Raw genomic sequence first — 22,219 nt, 5'->3', positions numbered from 1 at the left:
GAGTGCTTCTGAGAGTTGCATAAAAAATCCGATGACATGAGGTCATCGGATTTTGATCTTTTCAGCGAGATCGTCAAGCGATCTGTCTTAACTGATCGGCATTACACCTTAGGGTGCGCATTTTTTTACCCATTCGCCGTTTAACATTATCCCAATCAAGCAATCGCAATCCCACAATAACGTCAAAGCATAACTGTGGTATATTAGCCGCCATTCTGTTATCCCACTCTTTTAGTGGCATCACACATTCAGTTGAATCAAAAGGGTCTCCCATGAAAATTGGTATTATTGGCGCAATGGAGCCAGAAGTTGCCCATCTTATTGCGGCTATGACAAACGCCTCTTCGCAAACGATTGCGGGTATTGAATTTATCGCTGGCACCTTAGCGGGAAAAGACGTTGTAGTGACGCGCTCTGGTATTGGTAAAGTCGCCGCTAGTATTGCCACCACGCTGCTGATTGAGAAATACGCCCCCGATGCAGTAATCAACACAGGTTCTGCGGGTGGTTTTGTCGATTCACTGTCGATTGGCGATATCGTGATTTCATCCGAAGTGCGCCACCACGACGTGGATGTCACCGCATTTGGTTACGAAATTGGCCAAATGGCGCAGCAACCTGCGGCATTTATTCCGGCGCCAGACTTAGTAGAAGCGGCTAATAAGGCCATCGCACAATTAGGCGAAGTGAAAGCGATTGAAGGCTTAATCTGTACTGGCGATAGCTTTATTTGCGACCCAGTACGTACCAAGACTATGTTGGAGCACTTCCCAACCATGGCGGCCTGTGAGATGGAAGGCGCAGCAATTGCTCAAGTGTGCCACCAGTTTGGCGTGCCATTTGTGGTGATTCGCTCGCTCTCTGACAACGCCAACAACGACTCCCCCGTCGACTTTGATTCTTACATTGTGAAGGCAGGCTACCATTCAGCATTGATGGTGATGTTGCTGCTTGAGCAATTAGATCCAAACTCAGTAAAGTAATTGACTAAAGCATGATTGCGGAAAGTACCTGATGCACAGTTCTTTTTATCAACAACTTGTCGAAATTGATGGCGCTTTGTTTGAGGGCTTCTTGGTACTTTTCTTTGCTTTACTACTGGCACGTTTAGCGCCATTGCCAAGGGAAATGCAGCCGCTGATTTGGTTTAGTCACTTAGCTAAACAACTCGCCGCTAAAGTAAACCGCTCTGAGCGCTCACCAAGCCAGCAAGCAACGGCTGGCTTTTTGGCCATGCTGCTCTTAGTGTTTCCTTTTTGGGCGATTATTACCTTTTTGCTCGAGCTCGCGGCTTTCCCTTGGTTTTTTGAGTTTTTAGTACTCTATCTGTGTTTGAGTGATGCAGGCTTTAGCCAAGTCGCCGACGAAATCGCTAAGGCATTAAAACGCGAGGATAATGCCAGCGCAAAAAAGCTATTACAGCCGTGGGTTGTCCGTGATACGGATAACCTATCGGAAGTGGGCTTAACCAAAGCGACGATTGAAAAATTGGCTACAGCGCCAATTTACGGTACGGCTTCGACTATCTTCTTCTTTGCGATCGCGGGTGCGCCTATGGTGCTGGCGGTCAGAATGATTAAACAACTCGAGCTCAGCTGGCCACCTATACAACCTAAATATCAGCATTTTTGCAGTACTGTGAATATTATCTCAACGGTACTACTGGCAATACCCGCTTGGTTATGGAGCCTGTCTATTGCGATTCAGGGTGGCCCTAAAGCCTTGGCATTGCTGTTTCGCACCTCTAAAAATCATCCCGCCCTACGGGGTTATGTGATGAGTGTGTCCTTAGTGGCGAATATTTTACGGATTGAATTAGGCGGACCGCAGAAGTTTTCGGGGCAACGCATTGATGTAGCAAAGATAGTCTATGGCCCACAGCCGCACCATGAGAGTATTACCCCCGCAGTAAAACTCACCTCACGCGCCTGCGCAATTTGGTTTAGTTTTATCACGCTTCTTCCCTTCCTTTGGGCGGGTTTACGCTGGCTACAAACCCTGTGATATGATGCCTCTCATCTTAACATTAGGTTAAAGGCTGACTATCTTGTTCGAAAACATGCATGTCTCATTAACAACTCCTGCGTTGTTATTTCCGGCAATTTCTTTGCTATTACTTGCTTATACCAACCGATTCTTTGCACTGGCAGCATTGATCCGTCAGTTAAGTAACGGCGACAAACCCGTGCATCAGGATCAGATTAAAAACTTAAGTCAGCGGATCAGGATTATTCGCCGCATGCAGGAAGCTGGTGTATCAAGTTTTGCCCTGTGTGTGCTCTGTATGATTTTTATTTATATCGGTTTTAACAAGACTGGCTCCATCATCTTTGGTGCCAGCTTGTTACTCCTACTTTATTCACTGATTTTATCTGTCATTGAAATTCGTATTTCTGTGGATGCGCTGAATATCCATATCAAAGAGATGAGTAAATGAACCATTGGATTTACTTCTTCGATTTATGTGGCACGGCAGTATTTGCCCTGTCTGGCGCCTTAGCTGCAGGACGTCATCGCATGGACCCCTTTGGGGTGATAGTGCTCGCATCGGTCACTGCTATAGGTGGTGGCAGTATCCGTGATGCGCTGATTGGCGCCACACCCGTGTTTTGGATCCGCGACCCGAACTACATCATAGTCATACTCGCCACTGTCCTAGCTTGTTTGCTGTTAGTACGCCGACCACGCAAGATGCCGGAGTATACGCTCCCCGTAGCTGATGCCTTAGGTTTAGCCCTGTTCACTGTGATTGGTGCAGAAAAAGCCCTCAATATGGGGCTAAGTGGCATGATTGCCGTCGTGATGGGCTTGATCACAGGCGTTGGAGGAGGCATTATTCGAGACTTACTGTGCCGACAAATCCCTATGGTGTTGCGCACAGAAATCTATGCCACGGCCTCAATTATCGGCGGTATTGGTTATACCGTAAGCTTAGCCTTGGGTATGGGCGAAAAAACGGCACTGTTTTTAGCCATGACCAGTGCATTAATGATCCGCCTATGCGCCATCAAATGGCATTTGTCGTTACCCGCCTTTGATCTCAAAACCAAGAGGGAATAGTTTGCGAATATTGTGTCTTTTAGTCTGCCTTATGTTTATTCCAGCGCTGTTTCCTGTGTCTGTACATGCAAACTCAGGGGAAATGCCTGCGGAACAACAGTTAGCCATCAAATATATGAACGCGCTAACCGAGCACGACTATCAGACACTCGGCAAATTCTATAACCGTGATACCGTCTTCTTCGATAAAACCGCTAATCGTAAATACACCGGGGGGCGGTTTATTATCGACTTCTTTGAGCGCGCCCACGAAGGTGTGCTCGAATATGATTTTAATATCGAGCATATGTATAACGCGGGCTCATTAGTGGTGATGATTGGTAACTATCACTTTAAGGGGCCAGGGGAGCAATTTGGTAAGCCCGGCAAAATCATTGATGTCGCTATCCCTGGCGTGACTAGCCTTAAACTTGATATGCGTAACCATAGAGTCGCAGAGCATGTGGATCTGATTGACTATCAGACCATGTCAGACCAATTAGCGATGCAATAATCACAAAATTTCGCTTTGATTGAAACTTGAGCCCTAAAAATGAGTCGAAATCTACAATGAGTCATGCGACCGAACCATGGCGCTGAATGCCTAATTCGTTCGTTTAGTTTCAATGAGGTTTGTATGAAGTTTTTTGGACTGATTACCCTGCTCGCCCTAAATGCTTTGATACTCGTGCCCAACGCACAAGCGCAGCAGCCGATTATTGTTTCCTATGCGGTGCAACCTGTAAGCCATTTCAATCAACAACTGCGTGTTGCCCAAGCACAACATCAAGCTTGGAGTGAAGATCCCCAAACCATAAGTAACCAATACGCGGGGCAAAAGTTCACCCTAGTTCGGACCCAGCCGACAAAGTATGGAATATTGACCTATCAAGTGAGTGAAATATCTAAACAACATCCACAAATGCTGTTGATTTTATCACTCAAAAAAGATGCCCAACGCTGGCAGGTCGATTCAGCTCAACTAGCTTGGAAGTGTCGTGATGGCCAGCATTTTGGCACCGACAGATGTAATATTGGTGAACATGAGGCCAGTACGGCACCTTAAGCCTGCATCTCACATGTAGCCAGCACCAGATAAAATGCAGATATAAAAAGAGCGCCCTTAGTTAGGCGCTCTTTCTTCTTACTTGGTAAGTACTTATTAACCGTAATAAGCACTTATTCACTGTACTCGAGTCGTGATATTCGATTCAAGCTAAACTCAGATTGGTTAAACCAAAGTCACTTTAGCAAACTTACGCTTACCGACTTGGAATACGGCAACCGTGCCAGCGCTTAAGGTCATACGGCTATCGTCAACCTTCTCACCATCCATCTTCACCGCGCCTTGCTTGATCATACGCATCGCATCGGAAGTCGAACCCACTAAGTCGGCATCTTTAAGTAAGTTAGCAATCGCTAAGCCTTCACCCGCCGCTAATTCAACCTCTGGGATATCATCAGGGATAGCACCCTTTTGAAAACGGTCGATAAAGGCTTGATGGGCACTTTCAGCGGCGGCTTCGTCGTGGAAGCGCGCAATGATTTCCTTCGCGAGTGCAATCTTGGTATCACGAGGGTTAGCACCGTTGGCGATATCTTGTTTGAACTGTTCAATCTCGGCCAAAGGACGGAATGACAGCAGCTCAAAGTAACGCCACATTAATTCGTCAGAAATCGACATGATCTTGCCGAACATTTCATTGGCGGGCTCACTCACACCAATGTAGTTGTGCGCCGATTTAGACATTTTCTTCACGCCATCTAAACCTTCAAGCAGTGGCATCATAATCACAGCTTGTGGTTTTTGGCCTTCGGCTTTCTGTAACTCACGACCCATTAATAGGTTGAACTTCTGGTCAGTCCCCCCTAATTCAACGTCGGCCTTGAGAGCTACAGAGTCATATCCTTGCAGTAGCGGATACATAAATTCGTGGATAGCGATTGATTGACCCGATGCATAACGCTTCTTAAAGTCATCACGTTCCATCATACGAGCAACAGTTTGCTGCGAGGCTAAACGAATCATCCCAGCCGCGCCTAATGGCTCTAACCAGCTCGAGTTGAACTCGATACGCGTTTTTGCAGGATCAAGGATTTTATAGACCTGCTCTTTATAGGTCTCGGCATTGGCTAACACTTGCTCACGAGTCAGTGGTGGACGAGTGCTGTTTTTACCACTTGGATCACCAACCATACCGGTAAAGTCACCAATTAAGAAAATGACCTCATGACCTAACTCTTGGAATAATCTTAACTTATTTAAAATTACTGTGTGTCCAAGATGGATATCCGGTGCGGTAGGATCTGCGCCTAACTTGATACGAAGTGGACGTCCTTCTTTGAGTTTTTCCAGCAGATCCGACTCGAGTAGGATCTCGTCGGTACCACGTCTAATTTCTGCTAATACTTGGTCTAAATCAGCCATCTCGGCGGGGACTCCTAAGGCCATAGTCATAAAATGAGGAGACTTATGTTACTTGTTAGCCACCACAATTGAAAGTGTGTACACTAACGGGATTATTCAAGCCTTAGGTTATCGGTATCGGCGTCAATGGGAAAGGTTATAACGTTATTTAAATTGTTGCCTAAAAAGCATCAAATTCTCCTCAGCATTCTTTCTGTTATCACAATGATAACCTTGCTCTTTCCATCTGAAGAAGCCCAAGCTTCAAGACAAACTCAAGGTATTGCAGATCATCAAGTCAACACCCGTTACGATGTGCCCTTAGCCTTTCGCTCACCAGAGCGTCCAGAAGGCATTGAAGGACAAACACAGGATGAGGCAAATCAAGCCACAGCCTTGTCTTCAGTAGACGCGTTAGCTGCGGGTAATCATTCAGCCCCCGAAACCCTAGAGAGCGCCCACCATAGGGATGTTGAGCATTTTAATGTTAAGAATGGCGATACTTTAGCCGCTGTATTTGAGCGAGCAGGACTCACCAGCAAAGATGTATATGAAATCACTCAATTACCGCTCGCCAAACAGAATCTATTAAAGATCATTCCCGGCGAAGAAATTGTGATCTCTAAGGACGTCAATGGTGATTTAACCGAAGTGCGCTACCGTGTTGATGCGATATCAACCTTAGTGATCACTAAAGATCACGACAGGTATTTTGAAAAAATCACCGAAAAAGACATTGAAATTCGCACTCAATTCACCAGCGCGAAAATTAAGAGTAACTTCTGGAACGCTGCCGTAGATGCGGGCTTAAATGCTAACCAAATTATGCAACTCTCAACCGTATTTGGTTGGGATATAGACTTTGCCTTAGATTTACGCGAGGGCGATAGCTTCGCCATTATCTATGAGCAAGAGTATGCCGAAGGCGAGTTTTTACGTAATGGCAATATCTTAGCAGCGGAGTTTATTAACCAAGATGAGCGCTACACTGCAGTGCGCTACACCGACGGTAACTACTATTCCGAAAATGGCACAAGTATGCGTAAGGCATTCTTACGCTCACCGGTTGACTTTAAATATGTCAGTTCAAACTTTAATCCTAGACGCCTGCATCCAGTGACAGGACAAGTTAAAGCTCATCGTGGTGTTGACTATGTTGCCGCAATTGGCACCCCCATTAAAGCGGCAGGCAATGGACGAGTCATCGAATCCGGCTACAATCAATTTAATGGTAACTATGTGTTCATTAAGCACAACGATACCTACACGACCAAGTATTTACATTTGACCAAGCGTAATGTCAGCAAAGGGGCTAACGTTAAGCAGGGGCAAATTATTGGCACATTAGGCAAAACAGGACGCGTCACGGGTGCTCACCTACACTATGAATTTATCGTCAATGGGGTGCACCGCAATCCAAGAACAGTGGATTTGCCCAAGGCCGAATCAATCGCCCGTAAAGAAAAATCTCAATTCGATACTATCAGCAAACAGTTGATGGCAAGCATTTCACAGAACAAGCAAACCCAATTGGCGATGCAATAACGACGGATGGATCCCATCAAATGAACAAGGCTTATTATATTGGACTGATGTCAGGCACCAGTATGGATGGTGTCGATGCTGTGCTAGTCGACTTTGCGGGCGAACAGCCGCAGCTGATTGCAACGCATACCGAGGCGATCCCGAGCCATTTGCTCAAAGGATTACAACGCCTGTGTCTGCCAGGCAATGATGAAATCAACCGACTTGGCCGCCTAGACCGCAGTGTTGGCAAATTATTTGCTCTTGCAGTCAATAACTTGCTCGCCAAAGCCCTGATAGCCAAAGAAGACATCATAGCCATTGGTAGCCATGGCCAAACTGTGCGCCATATGCCAAACCTTGAGGTAGGCTTTACCCTGCAGATTGGCGATCCCAATACCATAGCAACCGAAACGGGCATAGATGTGATTGCAGATTTTCGCCGCAAAGACATCGCCTTAGGCGGCCAAGGCGCGCCATTAGTGCCCGCATTTCACCAGCAAACCTTTGCCCAAGTCGGTAAAAAACGCATCATCCTCAATATTGGTGGTATTGCCAATATCACCTATCTGCCGGGTAATAGCGATGAAGTCTTAGGCTTTGATACTGGGCCGGGCAACACCTTAATTGATGCCTGGATTCAGCAAGTAAAGAATGAACCCTATGACAAAAACGGTACTTGGGCAGCATCGGGTAAAACCGATCAACAGCTACTCGCGCAATTGTTGTCGCACCCTTATTTCTCCCTTGCTTATCCAAAGAGTACTGGGCGAGAACTATTTAATCAGGCTTGGTTAGAGCAGCAATTATCGGCCTTTAATCAATTAGATGAAGAAGATATTCAATCGACACTGCTCGATTTAACCTGTCACAGTATTGCCCGCGACATCCTTAAACTCGCCCAAACAGGGGAATTATTTGTCTGTGGTGGTGGCGCTTTCAATGGCGAGCTAATGCAGCGTTTAGCAGAGTTACTGCCGAATTATCATATCGATACCACCTCAGCACTCGGAGTCGATCCTAAATGGGCCGAAGGCATCGCCTTTGCGTGGCTTGCGATGCGCCATCACTTAGGCCTGCCAGCCAATCTACCCGCCGTCACTGGCGCCTCCCGCGAAGCCGTTTTGGGTGGACGTTTTAGCGCTAAGTAACATTAATGGACACAAATGCTCTCGAGTATTTGTGTCCTGATGATTCTCTTCTTCTATCGACTAAATCACTTTTAATAAAGTCAATTCAAAAACACTGCCAACAACCAATATCCCCTCACATTAAAGTTATCTTTGTCTTTGATATTAATCTAAATACTTAAAACCCATCTATGCTTGATCACAGTTGTGTCATGCAAACTTGCTAAAGTGGTTGTTAACTAAGCCGTAAACACGCAAAGCCAGGTTGTGATGGTCTACAGAGATCCGAACAATCTGCAGACATAACACTTCAATTAAGGGAATGGTTATTTATCTAGCTACACTTAACCAGCAAGATAAACAATGGTTTATGCAATGGCGTCAAAAAGCCATACCGACATAAATCGACTGAATAGGAAATCAATCAATGAATATGTCACAAAAAATGGCGGCAGAATTTTTGGGCACTTTGTGGCTGGTGCTCGGTGGCTGTGGCAGCGCAGTACTGGCAGCAGCTTTTCCTGAGGTGGGGATAGGCTTACTCGGAGTGTCACTCGCCTTTGGCTTAACCGTTCTCACTATGGCCTTCGCGATTGGTCATATCTCAGGTTGCCACCTCAACCCGGCGGTATCATTTGGACTCTGGGCTGGCGGACGTTTTCCAGCATCGGAACTGTTGCCTTATATCATTGCCCAAGTAGCGGGTGGTATTGTCGGTGCAGGCGTATTGTATTTAATCGCCTCAGGGCAAGAAGGTTTTAGTCTCGCGGCAGGTTTTGCTTCTAATGGCTTTGGTGAACATTCTCCAGGCGGCTATAGCATGATATCGGTAATGATCTGCGAAATTGTAATGACCTTATTTTTTCTACTCGTCATTTTAGGCTCAACCGATGAACGAGCGCCTAAAGGCTTTGCCCCGATCGCTATTGGTTTATGCTTAACCCTAATCCACCTTATCAGTATTCCTGTATCTAACACCTCAGTAAATCCTGCCCGCAGCACAGGCCCAGCGCTATTTGTTGGTGATTGGGCCGTCTCACAATTATGGCTATTTTGGGCAGCTCCGATCATTGGCGCAATTTTAGCGGGCGTTATCTACCGTTATTTCAACGCTGCCAAGTAATCCCTCTATGCCAACAGCGCTTTAGCTGCGCTGTTGTGCTTTTTCAAACTCCGCTCTAATGTTACCATCTTGGCAACTGGTGAGTTTTGCTGTGCCCACGTTTTTACTTTTGTGGCACGACAGGCTTCGCCCTATTCACGCATAAGAGATATTTTCATGAGCAAGACTGTTAAAACCTTTGCAGAAGCCGCTGGCATGACTCCAGAAGCGCGTTACGACTACCTCGTTGAACAAATCAAGCAACATAAAGTGTTATGGACGCTTCAAGATCAAGATGGTTGCGTGATGCTAACCACTGAAGATGAAGACTGTATCCCAATGTGGCCAACCGAAGAAGCGGCTGAATCTTGGGCAGTCGATGATTGGAGCGACTGCCAAACCTTAGCGATTCCCTATGATGAATGGCATGAACGATGGGTACCAGGCATGGAAGATGACGATCTGTTCGTTGCCGTATTCCCTGTACAGGACGACTTAGGTGTGGTGATCCCACCCTATGAATTAGATCAACGTTTAGTCACTAAACAAAGCCACTAATCCACAAGGGCAAACCCAATGTCGCTGAGCGAGCAAGAATCCTCTTTGGCAACGCAGGCTACGCCACCCTTGGCAAAAGCCCGTTTACCTAAACGCTTAATTGCTTTGCTGCTACTTTACGTCGCAGCATCGGTAAGCGGTTTAATCGCCAAACAAGGGGTACTTTTCTGCCTGTTAACCCTATTGATGGTGCTCGGGATTATAGGTCGCCAAAAGGCTGGACTAATTATGCTAAGAGGTTATACCTTAGTGCAGTTAGCATTAGTAAGTATGCTGCCAGTACTGTTATACGATCCTGACAACCTCGTCGCAGGACCAACCACAGTGCACCTTGGCCAGTGGCAGGGAAAACTCCCTGACTATGTGATTTTTACTGTGTTGATTGTCTTATCTTTATTGCAGGTTTGGATCGCATTCGATAAGGACGTTAAAGCTTGGTTTAAGCCCAAGTTAAACCTCAATATTATGAACTAACGGCCTATACCAACGCAGCTCAGTAGATCATTACCAATAAAAAAGCCGTCTTGTCGACGGCTTTTTTATTTTCTATATCAGCTAACTACATTTGTAACACAAGCTTATACAGAGAAACTTGCACCACAGCCACAGGTGGTTGTGGCATTAGGGTTCTTCACAAAGAAACGCGAACCTTCGAGACCTGAAGTGTAATCCACTTCACCGCCAACGAGGTATTGTAAGCTCATGGGATCGACGACCAATTGGACGCCTTGTTTCTCAACAGTGAAGTCGCCTTCATTGACCTTTTCATCAAAGGTAAAGCCGTACTGAAATCCAGAACAACCACCGCCAGTAACATACACGCGTAGCTTAAGTGCAGGATTTTGCTCTTCTTCCAACAAGCCTTTTACCTTAGCGGCTGCCGCATCGGTAAATTTAATTGGCATTGTTGCGTCAGCTTGATCAGTCATTACTACCTCTTACATCAGTTTTCTGGGGCAAATTATCCGTTACCTGACTATTTTGTTCAAGTATTACCCGCGGTTCTTTTTCACCCTGTAATAATTCAGGGACACTATAGACATGTTCTGTCTGTGAATTTTTGGTCCAGCGGCTCGAAGGCACCACCACTTTCACTTTGACTTGCACCACATTAAAACCAGCTGGCACAGTAACTTTGGTATCTATGACCTGAAAATAGCGAAAATCAAATTCAAGCTTAGAACCCGTGAGTTTGTTCACACTTAACTCAACAGATTTACCATCTTGCACACCAATAAGCGTAATTTCGGTGCGGCCTTGAATCGCCTGCTTACGTTTTTGCAGCTGAGTCAAAATCAGTTTGAAATTATATTCATCAACCAAGGCCCCTGGCGTCATTTCAAGGCCATGGATAGCCACACCTTCAGCGTTGTTATCTGGTGACATAATGCTGCGATAAAAGGCTAATTCGTGCTCTAGCTCTTTTTGTTTTTTCATCTGCTGTGCAAACATATCTTGCATTTGCGCATTGGCTTCGCGTTCGACAGATAGCTCTAAATTGCGGGTAGCGAGTTCCTGGGTTTGCAACTCAAGTTCAGCGGTAACACGTTGTAATTTACCCCCACCAATGTGCTTCACGACAGCTTCATCACTGTTTAATACAATAAAGCTCACCCAAGCGCCCAATAAAAATGCTACAAAAACTAATAGCAATAAATACTTGGTCGATGGACGATACTTTAAATCCATGACTTGCAGCCGGTCTAGCCAACGATGATAATTTGGCATTAGGTAACAGCCCCTTATATAAAATACAATCAACTCAAGAACGAGTTCGATACAATACAACTCAGGCCAATGCAGTGCAATTAACGATAAATAAAGCCGCGATTCAAGACGCTATCAGCACAGCTAAAAAGTACTTAACTAACGAGCTGCGTGATCATTTATCTCAAGCCAAGATCAGTGCGCAGCTGTGCTTACTGGCCTTGTTATTCGCCATCTTCGCCTCCTGCGTGATCCTGTTGTTTCGACTCTTGCTCCTGTGGGCAAACCATTACACCCAAATCGAGACGCAGGATTTTACGGGTAACATCACCGACTGGCGAGCATTGTTGCCACTTTTTGGCGCCTTGTTGATCTGGATTGTCGCCAAACTCGGCTCCAAACGTTACAAGCGCATGGGGATTGCCTATGTATTACATAGGGTTAAATTGCACTATGGCAAAATTCCGCTGCAATCTGCCGCAGGGCAATTTTTTCAGGCCTTGTTTGCCTTAGGGACTAATTTTTCGGTGGGCCGTGAAGGCCCCGCCATTCACCTTGGCGCCGTAAGTGCCAGTGTTTTAGCCGAAAAATTTAATCTTCCCGATAATAGTGTGCGGATTATGTGCGCCAGCGGCATTGCCGCGGGGATTGCCGCCACCTTTAACGCCCCACTAGCAGCAGTGATATTTGTACTCGAAGTGATAGTGCGCGAATACAAGGTGCATTACTTCTTCCCGATTATGCTGTCCGCCATTTGTGGTGCGGTTTCCAGCCAGCTGGTTTTTGGTAATGTGCACGAGTTTGATCGTATTCAAGTAATCCATATTCCGTTGGATCACTATCCCATTTTAGCCTTGGGCGGCATTGCACTGGGCTGCGCCGCCGCCTTCTTCAACTACGCGCTCCTTAAAGTCACCGCCACTGGGCAAAACTGGCCACTGATTTATCGGCTCTTGCTGGCGGGCAGTATCACTACGCTGATTGGATTAATCTTGCCCCAAGCTCTCGGTACCGGGGATTTAGCGATCAGTGAAGCCATTAGCGAGCATCCCAGTTTATTGCTGTTAATCGCCCTGCTTGCCGCAAAGATTATTGCGACGATTGCGGCGATAGGGCTTGGGATCCCGGGCGGATTGATTGGCCCGCTCTACGGCATCGGCGCCTTAATCGGTGCCATCTTAGCCTTAGTCAGTGCGATGTTATTCCCTTCGATTGCGCCTTACGTTGGCCTCTATACAGTGATAGGCATGACTGCCATGATGGGCGTTTGCCTAAGTGCGCCGCTCGCTGCATTAGTCGCGCTGCTCGAAATGACCAACGATGCCAGTATTATTCTGCCCGCGATGTTTGTCACAGCTCCCGCATTTTTGATTGCCTATCAAGGTTTTAAAACTAACTCTATCTTCTTCAAGCAGTTAGAAATTATGGGCTTAGGCTATAAAGTGGCCCCAGTGAATTTGGCGCTACAGAAAAAAGGCGTGCGCGCCCTGATGGATAAGCGCTTCGTTATCGTCAACAACAACGATGAGCTACTGCTCGAGGTGTTAAAACGCGCCGAAGGTCGCCCTGTGTTAGTACGTAATGCCGATGGGGTAATAGAAATGCTCAGCCTTGAGATGCAATCCTTTGATGACAACATCACCCTCTCACGCCATCCCATGCAGGGACTAAGTGATACCAAAACCTTAGATGAGGTCTATTCAATACTGTCACCCAAGCGCAGCGGTGAAGTCTTTATCTATCAAGACACGCCAGATAACGTGGTAGGGGTGATTAGTTGGTCGAACCTACAGCAAGAAATTCGCTCAGGCCAAGTCTAAGCCAAGTCATAGACTAAACAGTCAACCAAGAGTGGATTGGATTCACAAAATCCTGTTGTTTCACGGTAAAAATACACTACAGAGGCAAGGGTGCTATTTCGCTGCCTTGGTGCATCTGTTACAATCGCGCCTCAGCCACCCTACATAACATTAGGGCTACGAGCGCAATATCTGCACTTGAACGCCCCCTAGCAATTGGAAAACAGGCTGATGAACCAGTTCGAAGGATCCCACATCCTCTCCGTAAACCAGTTAGATCTTGATTCAATCCAAACTATTTTTAATGTCGCCCACCGCATGATGCCCTATGCACTCCGTGAAAAACGCACAAAAGTGCTCGAAGGCGCCATTTTAGGTAACCTGTTTTTCGAGCCAAGTACCCGTACCCGCGTGAGTTTTGGCTGTGCCTTTAACTTACTCGGCGGCCATGTGCGTGAAACCACAGGTATGGCCTCTTCGTCCTTATCTAAAGGTGAATCCCTGTACGATACCGCCCGCGTACTCTCGACCTACTCCGATGTGATTGCGATGCGCCACCCTGACTCTTACTCTGTCAAAGAGTTTGCCGAAGGTAGCCGCGTCCCCGTAATCAATGGCGGTGATGGTTCGAACGAGCACCCAACCCAAGCATTGCTCGATTTGTTTACCATTCAAAAAGAGTTAGGTCATGCTGGCCGCGGTATCGATGGCATGCATATCGCTATGGTCGGTGATTTAAAGTTTGGCCGCACCGTGCATTCATTGTCGCGCTTGCTGTGCATGTATAAGAACATCAGCTTCACACTGATTTCACCAGCTGAATTAGCTATGCCTGATTATGTGATCTCAGACATTGAAAATGCTGGCCATAGCATCAAAATAACAGACCAGCTTGAAGGCCATTTAGATAAAGCAGATATTCTTTATCTGACCCGCATTCAAGAAGAGCGCTTCCCATCCCAGGAAGAAGCAAACAAATACCGCGGTAAATTCCGTTTGAATCGCAGTATTTACACCCAACATTGCAAATCTAACACTGTGATCATGCACCCGCTGCCACGGGATTCGCGTGCGCAAGCTAATGAGTTAGATAATGATTTAAACAGCCATCCTAATCTCGCTATCTTCAGACAGGCGGACAATGGACTGTTAATTCGTATGGCACTGTTTGCATTGACACTCGGGGTTGACTCACAACTCGAAAAATATGAGTGTCCTGTTAATTGGTATTCACGTAAAGCCGATCGCTAATCGGCTACATACTTTAAGGACTTAACATGACCCGTTCCGAAGCGCTATTTGAACAGGCTAAAAAAACCATCCCCGGCGGTGTTAACTCTCCGGTTCGTGCATTTAACGGTGTAGGTGGCTCACCCCTGTTTATTGAAAAAGCTGATGGCGCTTATATTTACGATGCCGATGGTAAAGCTTATATCGACTATGTCGGCTCTTGGGGCCCGATGATCCTCGGCCACAACCATCCGAAGATCCGTGAAGCCGTATTGGCTGCGGTACATAATGGTCTGTCTTTTGGCGCGCCGACCGAACTTGAAGTACAAATGGCTGAGAAAGTGATCGCCATGGTGCCTTCTATCGAGCAAGTCCGTATGGTGAGCTCAGGTACTGAAGCGACCATGAGTGCCATTCGCTTAGCGCGCGGTTTTACTAATCGTGACAAGATCTTAAAATTTGAAGGTTGCTACCATGGTCACGCTGACTGTCTATTAGTTAAAGCAGGTTCCGGTGCATTAACCTTAGGCCAACCCAGCTCTCCTGGTATTCCTGAAGATTTCGCAAAGCACACCTTAACTGCTGTGTATAACGATCTGGATTCTGTTCGTTCGCTGTTCGAGCAATATCCAACTGAGATTTCTTGCATCATTATCGAGCCCGTTGCTGGCAACATGAACTGCATTCCACCTATCCCAGGCTTCCTCGAAGGTCTGCGTAGCCTGTGTGATGAGTTTGGTGCGCTGCTGATTATCGACGAAGTGATGACAGGTTTCCGAGTATCAAGAAGTGGCGCTCAAGGTCACTATGGCGTTACACCAGACTTAACCACACTCGGTAAAGTCATCGGTGGCGGTATGCCTGTAGGTGCATTTGGTGGCCGTAAAGATGTGATGCAGTTTATCGCACCAACTGGCCCTGTATACCAAGCAGGCACGCTTTCAGGTAACCCTATTGCGATGTCAGCGGGTCTAGCACAAATGGAAGCGCTGTGTGAAGAAGGTCTGTACGAAGCGCTGAGCGCTAAAACCAAGCGCATCGCCGAAGGCTTTAAAGCGGCGGCGGATAAGCACGGCATCCCAATGGCGATCAACTATGTTGGCGGTATGTTCGGCTTCTTCTTTACTGAGCAAGAGCAGATCACTCGCTTCGACCAAGTGACTAAGTGCAATATTGAGCACTTCCGCACTTTCTACCATGGCATGTTAGATGAAGGCGTTTACTTAGCACCGAGTGCTTATGAAGCTGGCTTCCTGTCGATGGCCCATGGCGAAGAAGAATTGCGCCTCACGCTTGAAGCGGCTGATCGCGTATTAGCTCGCATGAAAGCGGCAATGTAAGCGAGCGCTTAAAATATCAAGGGACGCATTAGCGTCCCTTTTTCTTACTTAGCTTTTGAAAGTAATATTGTGCAAATCTTAGCCCAATCAATAGCTATCGGACTTTTTTGAACCTAAGGCCGACTTAAAGATAATCGCTGCGACTAAGGCTTGTAGAGTTAACGTGAGGTGATCAATCACTAAGCTAGGATTGTGGAATATACCCAAAGCAAGTAATTGTTTACCACTGTCGATCAGCCAAACCAAAGAGCCTAAGAGTAAGAGACTCCGGAGTACAAAGTTCATTTTGCAACATCCTCAAAATACAACATCCAGTGTCCTAACGATAAAAGAGGCACAAGATACCGCTCACTTTCTGTTCGGTCAATATTTCGACGTGGTCATATCTGTGACTCACTCAGCACATTCCGTACAATTGTCGGTAATAAACTCAAATCCAGCATCTAATTTGAACCATTGAATTTTCAATCAGAATTTTCTCTCTAAAGAAAAATTAATTGCAGGATCGATAAAATAACGGCTTAGACTTTAATCGTAGATCTTACTTTACACTCAATAACCAACCCGAAACAAACAACATAAAAAACCAATAGCAAACCACAATACAGTATTAAAAACTAAAAATGCACCCAAACAGCTGAGACACACATCACAAAGCAACACAAAACTGAGTTACAGCTAACAGTTGCGTTATTCGCGCCATTATGTTCTGATCCGCACGCGTTAACACGGCAAACTTAATTAAGCCTTGATAATGCCACTCAATAGCTCGCCTTTGGCCTGCCACGACATTAAAACAGCAGTTGGAATTGCAGTTATGCTATATACCTTTCTGATCATACTGGCACTGCTTGCATTGCTCAGTATTATTTTTGAAGAAGTAACCCACCTTAATAAAGCAAAAACCACCTTATTCTTTGGCTGTATTTCATGGGTAGCACTATTCATGGCTGCTGGAGATCCTAGCCATGAGAAGTTAGTTGCTCATCAACTCAATGAAAACTTGCTTGAAATTGCCACCTTGTGGCTATTTTTAATGTCGACAATGACCTTTGTGGCCTATCTTAACGCCAAAGGTATGATTCAAATCATGGTGCAGAAGCTCTTTCCACAAAAGGTTTCTGTTCGGTTATTGATGATACAAGTCGCATTATTCTCGCTAATTCTGTCCGCCTTTTGTGATAACGTCACTGCTACATTGGTTTCTTTGGGTTTGTTAACCACCTTTAAACTCGATAAACAAATGCGTCGCAGAATGGCGGTGTTGATTATTTTCGCAGTGAACTCAGGTGGTGTAGCATTGATCACTGGTGACGTCACCACGCTGATGATCTTCCTCGCGGGTCACGTGCATATCTCCGAACTGTTAATGCTGTTCATCCCATCAGCCGTGAGTGTCGTTTTACTGGCAACGCTCTTTTCGCTAAAAGCTGAAGGTATCGTCTCAACAACCCCAATTAAACATAGTTATCAAACGGTTGATCTACTGATTGCCCTCGTGTTCTTCTGCACGATTTTAATGACCATGTTACTCAACATTTTGTTTGGCATCCCTCCAGTACTGACCTTCTTAACCGGTCTGTCCATCATGTTCCTGATTGGTCATACAACGCGCAGCGATAAAGAAGAAATCAAGATCCTTGAATATATCCGCCAAGTTGAATATGACACTTTGTTATTCTTCTTAGGGATTTTATTGCTAGTTGGCATGCTTAAAGAAATCGGCACCTTAGATATGCTGACCGAGGCCTATGCCCTATTTAATCCAAATATCTCAAACTTTGTCACAGGCATGGGTTCAGCTCTTATCGATAACGTGCCACTCACTGCTGCCCTATTAAAAGCAGAACCTGTACTCAACACTCCAGAATGGTTAGGCTTAACCTACAGTGTGGGCGTAGGTGGTTCATTATTAGTGATTGGTTCAGCCGCGGGTATCGTCGCCATGAGCAAAGTAAAAGAGCTCACTTTTGTAAGCTACTTGAAATATGTACCTGCACTATTCCTATGCTACTGTGTTGGCTATGGCTTAACTTTATTCCTCGCATATAACTTCTTTGCTTAATTTAAAACGATAAACAAAAGGCGCCAACAGGCGCCTTTTGTCTTAAGAGAATGCCTTACATCGCCGGAACCCTAAACTGTGTTCCTTGAATGTCTAAAACGACATCCCGCGGACGAATGGCAATGATCTTTAACTTACCACCAATCATATCGCCTTCCTGTAACTCGGCACCGTCAACGTTTAACCAACGCTGACTCGCATCCGTCGAATAAACATGGGCAACAATATTAAATTCCGGTACTTGTAGTTGTAATCCCGCAGGCAGTTGCCCGTATTTAGGAATATCGCCATTTTCCGTTTTAGGGATAGGATCAAGCTTAGGCTCTGTCACAGGTGTTTTAGCCGCTTTGACATATTCCACCTCTTTCAGTGCATCTTGGAAGGTCGCGACCAATTCATCATCTTGACGACTCTGCGCCGTATCCAAGCCAACATCCGTCGCCGCAGCATTAACTTGTTGACGCAGCGCCTCAAGTGTTGCTAACCCTTGACGATTAGCATTCGCCCCCAACATTATTGGTTCAGGATCGGCAAACTCTTGCGCCAGCTCCCCATTTTCGGCAGATGATGGCTGGGCGCGAGTTGTTTCATCTAAGGCCGCTGACGTCGCAAGATAGTCATCATAACTAGGATCAGCATTTGAGGAGGTATTTGTAGCGACAACCTGTGACGAATCTACGCTCGGATAAGCTTGGGCGCTTAAAGGCACATCATTTAATACCTGCTCCCTGGGCAAAGCGACTTTCCCAGCTAATCGAAATCCTGCGGCGTTCCCCTGAGTAACAGTATCTTCCTGTGTGGCAACCGTAGTGGCTGCACTTACTGGGTCATTTAAGGATGCGGTCCGGTTAGCCTGACTCGTTGAGACAGAGCTATCAGAACCTGTATTTGAAGCATGCTGAGTTATCACTGTGCCCGTTTGAAGATCACTTCTACTATCATCATTAGCCTTCAAGGGCATCATTGAATTGACCTGTTGCCAATGCGCAACGCCCCATGCCACACCGATACCAAGAGTAATCGCAACGGCAAGCAGCGACAATTTTGCAGCAGGGAAAGAAGCCTTGCGTGGCGCAGGATAACTTGCCCTCGGCGTTAGTACCGCATCGGGTAAAGGTGAAGCTTGCTGTTGTTTATTACGGGTTACCGCGTCGAGTAAAATGGACATTAACTCTGGGCTCCATTATCGGTTAGGCGCGGCCCTTGATCACTTAAGTACAAATTCAGTCTCACTAACGTTTGATTGCCTGCAATACCGTCAGCCTTCAATCCATGTTGGCTTTGAAAGGCTTTAAGATCATTCTCCAACTTAAGATCAAATTGGCTGACTCGGCGTGAAGGTCGTTTAGCCACATGGGCAAGCGCATTCTCCAGCCACTGTAATTGCCCAGGGCTCGATTTTTGGCTAATTTCCAGCATAGGTAAATTGGGGGCCTGCCAGAGAATTTCAAAGGTGCCGCTAAAGTGTTGATTGAACCAAGCTCTATCAACCCAAAGCTGCTGCTCGCCCAATTGCATCAATAGCTGATCACTATCAACTGCAATGACAGCACCATAAAAATCTTGTTGATTATCATCAACTAAATATACAACGGCAGGATAATTTAGCCGCGTAATCGACATCCAATTTCCCTGCTGTTGATAACATGACAGCCCCTGTTCCCGTGCAGACTGACAGGCAGTGAGGCCTTTAAATGGGACTTTGCCCCACACATTAAAAAGACCTGCAAAGGCGGTATCAATACTTCGACTTTGTTTGATAGCCTCCTGTAATACCCGCAGACTTGGGTCAGCCGCCACAACAGTATTTTGCACTTGAGTGAGTGCTGGTTCAGTATTATTTACTGGCGTTTGGCTTTGCTGAACAGAACTGTCAGTTACAACTGTTTGTTTGGCGTGGATAACAGGCTCAGTCGTCACATTGGCAACCGCGAGTTTATCCGTAAACAACCAATAGGATACTCCAAAAGCTAGTACCAATGCGGCGGCGATAGCACTTGGCCACAGATACTTATGCTGCTGCGGTTCTTCCTCCCCTAATACTTCAGCAGCCGCTTGTCTCACCATATGGTGATCAATGGGCACCTTAGATTGAGCATACCCAGCCATAAGGGCTCGCTCGCACAATAAGTTGATGAGACGAGGAATACCACCACTGTATTTATGCAGTACCTTAATGGCTTTTCGCGTAAATAAAGGTTCAAAACGACCAGCAACCTGCAAACGATGCAATACGTAAAGGGCAATTTCATCTTCATTTAGCGGCAATAAATGATAACGAGCAGTGATCCGCTGGGCTAATTGCCGCAGTTCTTGTCGTTTGAGTAGCAGTTGGAGTTCAGGTTGGCCAATCAAAATGACTTGCAGCAGTTTTTTCGTATCGGTCTCGAGATTGGTGAGCAACCTTAATTGCTCTAATACTTCGGCACGCAGATGCTGCGCCTCATCGATGATGAGAACGGTATTGCGGCCCTTCTCATGATTGGCGAGTAAAAAACGGCTCAGATGGTCAGTCAGTTGCTTGAGCGTTGGATTTTCACCATAACTAATCTTCAACTCATCGCATAGGGTGGCGAGTAACTCCAACTCAGTCAGCGAAGGATTTAAAATAAATGCTGTATCAGTATTGTCAGGTAATTGTCCTAGTAAACAACGAGATACTGTTGTCTTCCCTGTGCCGACCTCTCCCGTTAGTAACACAAAGCCACCCGTCTCACCCAACCCGTAGGTTAAATGGGCTAAGGCTTCTCTGTGTCTGTCACTCAAGAATAAATAATGTGGATTGGGTGCAATCGAAAAAGGGTTATCACTGAGTCCATAAAAGGCCTTGTACATACCACCAATCATCCTAAGCTAAAAATAACGCCCCACGTTAAAACGTCCAAAGGATATTGTCAAAGCATCAGCAACATGGATGTGACATTCTAATAAATATCTACACTCTAGTTCGCCTTGCAATGGCATCATCATGATAAGCTATGCCTATGGCACACTCGCTAAAATAATCCTGTGAAAATTTACTTAGTTGGCGGCGCTGTACGAGACAGCCTGCTAAACCTTCCAATAAAAGATAAAGATTATATGGTTGTCGGCGCTACTCCTGAGCAAATGCAGCAATTGGGCTATCGCCAAGTAGGTAAAGACTTCCCGGTCTTTTTACACCCTAAAACCCAGCAAGAATATGCGTTAGCGCGTACGGAGCGTAAAGTGGGTTTGGGTTATGGTGGTTTTAGCTGTTATGCCAGTCCCGATGTTACCCTAGAGCAAGATTTGCTAAGACGCGATCTCACCATTAACGCGATTGCCCAAGATGAAGAAGGCAATTTGTATGATCCCTATAATGGTGTCGCGGACATACAGGCACGGCAACTGCGGCATGTGTCAACAGCCTTTGCAGAAGATCCTTTAAGGGTGTTACGAGTGGCACGCTTTGCCGCACGTTTTCATAGTTTAGGTTTCAAGATTGCTACAGAAACCATGTCCTTGATGCAGCATATGAGCCAAACCGAGGAATTAACGGCGCTTACGCCTGAGCGCGTTTGGCAAGAAGTCGATAAAAGTCTCGGCGGCCCCAATCCAGAGATTTTTTTCCAAGTGCTGCGGCAATGCGGTGCATTGAAAATCCTATTCCCCGAAATTGATGCACTTTTTGGTATCCCACAACCGGAAAAGTGGCACCCTGAGATAGATACAGGTCTGCATACTCTGATGGTGTTAACACAGGCAACATTACTGACTCAAGACAAAGCGGTACGCTTTGCAGCTTTAGTGCACGATCTGGGTAAGGCATTAAGCCCCAAAGAACACTGGCCTAAACACCATGGCCATGGACAAAAAGGATTACCCGTCATTAAAAAACTGTGTGAACGGTTACGAGTCCCTAACGAGTATCGCGACCTCGCTCTATTGGTTAGTGATCTGCACCAAAACGTACACCAAGCATTTGAATTAAGAGCCGAGACAATTGTTAAAGTCTTCGATAAAGCCGATTTTTGGCGTAAACCAGAACGACTAAATCAACTCTTATTGGCTTGTATCGCCGATATGCGAGGACGCACAGGCTTCGAGCATCAAGCCTACCCGCAAAGTGACTACCTTAATGCGTGTTTTTTAGCCGCTAATAATGTGGATATAAAAGCCATCATCGCAGCAGGATTTCAGGGAGGACAGATAAAACAAGCGCTCAATTTGAGGCGGATTGATAACGTCGAGCAAGTGAAACTCAACTGGCCACACCAACAAGCCAAACTGACGCCATAAAATTGTAATTTTTTTGTAAACACATAAACACTTTCTAGTAAATGGGACACCATTTTTC

22 protein-coding genes are annotated in these 22,219 nt (G+C 46.0%); 16 read left to right on the top strand and 6 right to left on the bottom strand.

The features are described from left to right. Nucleotides 1–272 precede the first annotated feature (272 nt). The 6 genes from M0413_RS20075 (at nucleotide 273) to M0413_RS20050 (ending at nucleotide 4,105) form a co-directional block, all read left to right on the top strand. Nucleotides 273–983: a 5'-methylthioadenosine/adenosylhomocysteine nucleosidase gene (locus M0413_RS20075; RefSeq protein WP_069454481.1), complete on the top strand. Its 711-nt coding sequence runs from the start codon at nucleotides 273–275 to the stop codon at nucleotides 981–983. A 31-nt stretch (nucleotides 984–1,014) separates the two neighbouring features. Next, nucleotides 1,015–2,004: a cobalamin biosynthesis protein CobD/CbiB gene (locus M0413_RS20070; protein ID WP_069454480.1), complete on the top strand. Its 990-nt coding sequence runs from the start codon at nucleotides 1,015–1,017 to the stop codon at nucleotides 2,002–2,004. A 55-nt stretch (nucleotides 2,005–2,059) separates the two neighbouring features. Then, nucleotides 2,060–2,437 (top strand): DUF2721 domain-containing protein, encoded by a 378-nt coding sequence (locus M0413_RS20065; protein ID WP_037415657.1) that lies wholly within the window; start codon nucleotides 2,060–2,062, stop codon nucleotides 2,435–2,437. Next, nucleotides 2,434–3,060: a trimeric intracellular cation channel family protein gene (locus tag M0413_RS20060; protein ID WP_069454479.1), complete on the top strand. Its 627-nt coding sequence runs from the start codon at nucleotides 2,434–2,436 to the stop codon at nucleotides 3,058–3,060. The genes M0413_RS20065 and M0413_RS20060 overlap by 4 nt, the downstream gene beginning before the upstream one ends. A 1-nt stretch (nucleotide 3,061) precedes the next feature. Then, entirely contained in the window at nucleotides 3,062–3,553 is a 492-nt protein-coding gene (locus tag M0413_RS20055) for a nuclear transport factor 2 family protein (RefSeq protein ID WP_249555393.1), read from the top strand. A gap of 123 nt (nucleotides 3,554–3,676) precedes the next feature. Continuing rightward, complete coding sequence (locus M0413_RS20050) at nucleotides 3,677–4,105, top strand: hypothetical protein (RefSeq protein WP_249555391.1); 429 nt, start codon at nucleotides 3,677–3,679, stop codon at nucleotides 4,103–4,105. A gap of 165 nt (nucleotides 4,106–4,270) precedes the next feature. Here the strand turns inward: M0413_RS20050 and tyrS are convergent, their stop codons facing one another. Continuing rightward, nucleotides 4,271–5,467: a tyrosine--tRNA ligase gene (gene tyrS / locus M0413_RS20045; RefSeq protein ID WP_037415520.1), complete on the bottom strand. Its 1,197-nt coding sequence runs from the start codon at nucleotides 5,465–5,467 to the stop codon at nucleotides 4,271–4,273. A gap of 126 nt (nucleotides 5,468–5,593) precedes the next feature. Here tyrS and M0413_RS20040 point away from each other — a divergent pair, with 126 nt between their 5' ends. The 5 genes from M0413_RS20040 to M0413_RS20020 all read left to right on the top strand — a co-directional run bounded on the left by M0413_RS20040 (nucleotide 5,594) and on the right by M0413_RS20020 (nucleotide 10,234). Continuing rightward, a complete protein-coding gene (locus M0413_RS20040) occupies nucleotides 5,594–6,991 on the top strand; it encodes a peptidoglycan DD-metalloendopeptidase family protein (RefSeq protein ID WP_249555388.1) in 1,398 nt (465 codons plus the stop codon). Nucleotides 6,992–7,011: 20 nt separating this feature from the next. Then, nucleotides 7,012–8,121 carry an anhydro-N-acetylmuramic acid kinase gene (locus M0413_RS20035; protein ID WP_055646709.1) on the top strand — a complete coding sequence of 370 codons (1,110 nt, stop codon included), beginning with the start codon at nucleotides 7,012–7,014 and terminating at the stop codon, nucleotides 8,119–8,121. A gap of 406 nt (nucleotides 8,122–8,527) precedes the next feature. Beyond that, a complete protein-coding gene (aqpZ, locus tag M0413_RS20030) occupies nucleotides 8,528–9,223 on the top strand; it encodes an aquaporin Z (protein WP_037427605.1) in 696 nt (231 codons plus the stop codon). A gap of 156 nt (nucleotides 9,224–9,379) precedes the next feature. Beyond that, entirely contained in the window at nucleotides 9,380–9,760 is a 381-nt protein-coding gene (locus M0413_RS20025; RefSeq protein WP_037415505.1) for a DUF2750 domain-containing protein, read from the top strand. Between the two features lie 18 nt (nucleotides 9,761–9,778). Then, a complete protein-coding gene (locus tag M0413_RS20020) occupies nucleotides 9,779–10,234 on the top strand; it encodes a hypothetical protein (RefSeq protein ID WP_037415501.1) in 456 nt (151 codons plus the stop codon). A 104-nt stretch (nucleotides 10,235–10,338) separates the two neighbouring features. Here M0413_RS20020 and erpA read toward each other — a convergent pair whose 3' ends face one another. Continuing rightward, nucleotides 10,339–10,689, bottom strand: coding sequence for an iron-sulfur cluster insertion protein ErpA (gene erpA / locus M0413_RS20015; protein ID WP_011071517.1), 351 nt, complete (start codon nucleotides 10,687–10,689; stop codon nucleotides 10,339–10,341). Further along, the gene (locus M0413_RS20010) at nucleotides 10,682–11,488 is read right to left on the bottom strand and encodes a DUF6776 family protein (protein ID WP_249555386.1); all 807 of its coding nucleotides are present in this window, start codon (nucleotides 11,486–11,488) and stop codon (nucleotides 10,682–10,684) included. Before M0413_RS20010 ends, erpA begins: the two co-directional genes overlap by 8 nt. A gap of 74 nt (nucleotides 11,489–11,562) precedes the next feature. On the opposite strand from M0413_RS20010, the gene M0413_RS20005 reads away from it, so the two are divergent. The 3 genes from M0413_RS20005 to hemL all read left to right on the top strand — a co-directional run bounded on the left by M0413_RS20005 (nucleotide 11,563) and on the right by hemL (nucleotide 15,836). After that, the gene (locus M0413_RS20005) at nucleotides 11,563–13,287 is read left to right on the top strand and encodes a chloride channel protein (RefSeq protein ID WP_172589438.1); all 1,725 of its coding nucleotides are present in this window, start codon (nucleotides 11,563–11,565) and stop codon (nucleotides 13,285–13,287) included. 210 nt (nucleotides 13,288–13,497) lie between these two features. Beyond that, nucleotides 13,498–14,517, top strand: a complete 1,020-nt coding sequence (locus tag M0413_RS20000) for an aspartate carbamoyltransferase (RefSeq protein WP_037427609.1) — start codon at nucleotides 13,498–13,500, stop codon at nucleotides 14,515–14,517. A gap of 26 nt (nucleotides 14,518–14,543) precedes the next feature. Continuing rightward, nucleotides 14,544–15,836, top strand: coding sequence for a glutamate-1-semialdehyde 2,1-aminomutase (gene hemL, locus M0413_RS19995; RefSeq protein ID WP_037427610.1), 1,293 nt, complete (start codon nucleotides 14,544–14,546; stop codon nucleotides 15,834–15,836). Nucleotides 15,837–15,923: 87 nt separating this feature from the next. Here hemL and M0413_RS19990 read toward each other — a convergent pair whose 3' ends face one another. Continuing rightward, the gene (locus M0413_RS19990) at nucleotides 15,924–16,121 is read right to left on the bottom strand and encodes a hypothetical protein (RefSeq protein WP_249555384.1); all 198 of its coding nucleotides are present in this window, start codon (nucleotides 16,119–16,121) and stop codon (nucleotides 15,924–15,926) included. Nucleotides 16,122–16,653: 532 nt separating this feature from the next. Between M0413_RS19990 and nhaD the strand changes: the two genes are divergently transcribed. Continuing rightward, complete coding sequence (gene nhaD, locus M0413_RS19985; RefSeq protein WP_037427613.1) at nucleotides 16,654–17,901, top strand: sodium:proton antiporter NhaD; 1,248 nt, start codon at nucleotides 16,654–16,656, stop codon at nucleotides 17,899–17,901. 55 nt (nucleotides 17,902–17,956) lie between these two features. Here nhaD and M0413_RS19980 read toward each other — a convergent pair whose 3' ends face one another. Together M0413_RS19980 and M0413_RS19975 are read right to left on the bottom strand one after the other, a co-directional pair. Beyond that, the gene (locus tag M0413_RS19980) at nucleotides 17,957–19,069 is read right to left on the bottom strand and encodes a general secretion pathway protein GspB (protein ID WP_069454475.1); all 1,113 of its coding nucleotides are present in this window, start codon (nucleotides 19,067–19,069) and stop codon (nucleotides 17,957–17,959) included. Further along, the gene (locus tag M0413_RS19975) at nucleotides 19,069–20,736 is read right to left on the bottom strand and encodes an ExeA family protein (RefSeq protein WP_088586972.1); all 1,668 of its coding nucleotides are present in this window, start codon (nucleotides 20,734–20,736) and stop codon (nucleotides 19,069–19,071) included. The genes M0413_RS19980 and M0413_RS19975 overlap by 1 nt, the downstream gene beginning before the upstream one ends. A 174-nt stretch (nucleotides 20,737–20,910) precedes the next feature. Between M0413_RS19975 and M0413_RS19970 the strand changes: the two genes are divergently transcribed. Next, the gene (locus tag M0413_RS19970; protein WP_088585913.1) at nucleotides 20,911–22,161 is read left to right on the top strand and encodes a multifunctional CCA addition/repair protein; all 1,251 of its coding nucleotides are present in this window, start codon (nucleotides 20,911–20,913) and stop codon (nucleotides 22,159–22,161) included. Nucleotides 22,162–22,219: the final 58 nt, after the last annotated feature.

Source organism: Shewanella sp. 8A, from assembly GCF_023475945.1.
Classification (GTDB): Bacteria; Pseudomonadota; Gammaproteobacteria; order Enterobacterales; family Shewanellaceae; genus Shewanella; species Shewanella xiamenensis.
The sequence above is the reverse complement of the archived record's forward strand: the minus strand, read 5'-3'. Positions and strand labels throughout refer to the sequence as shown.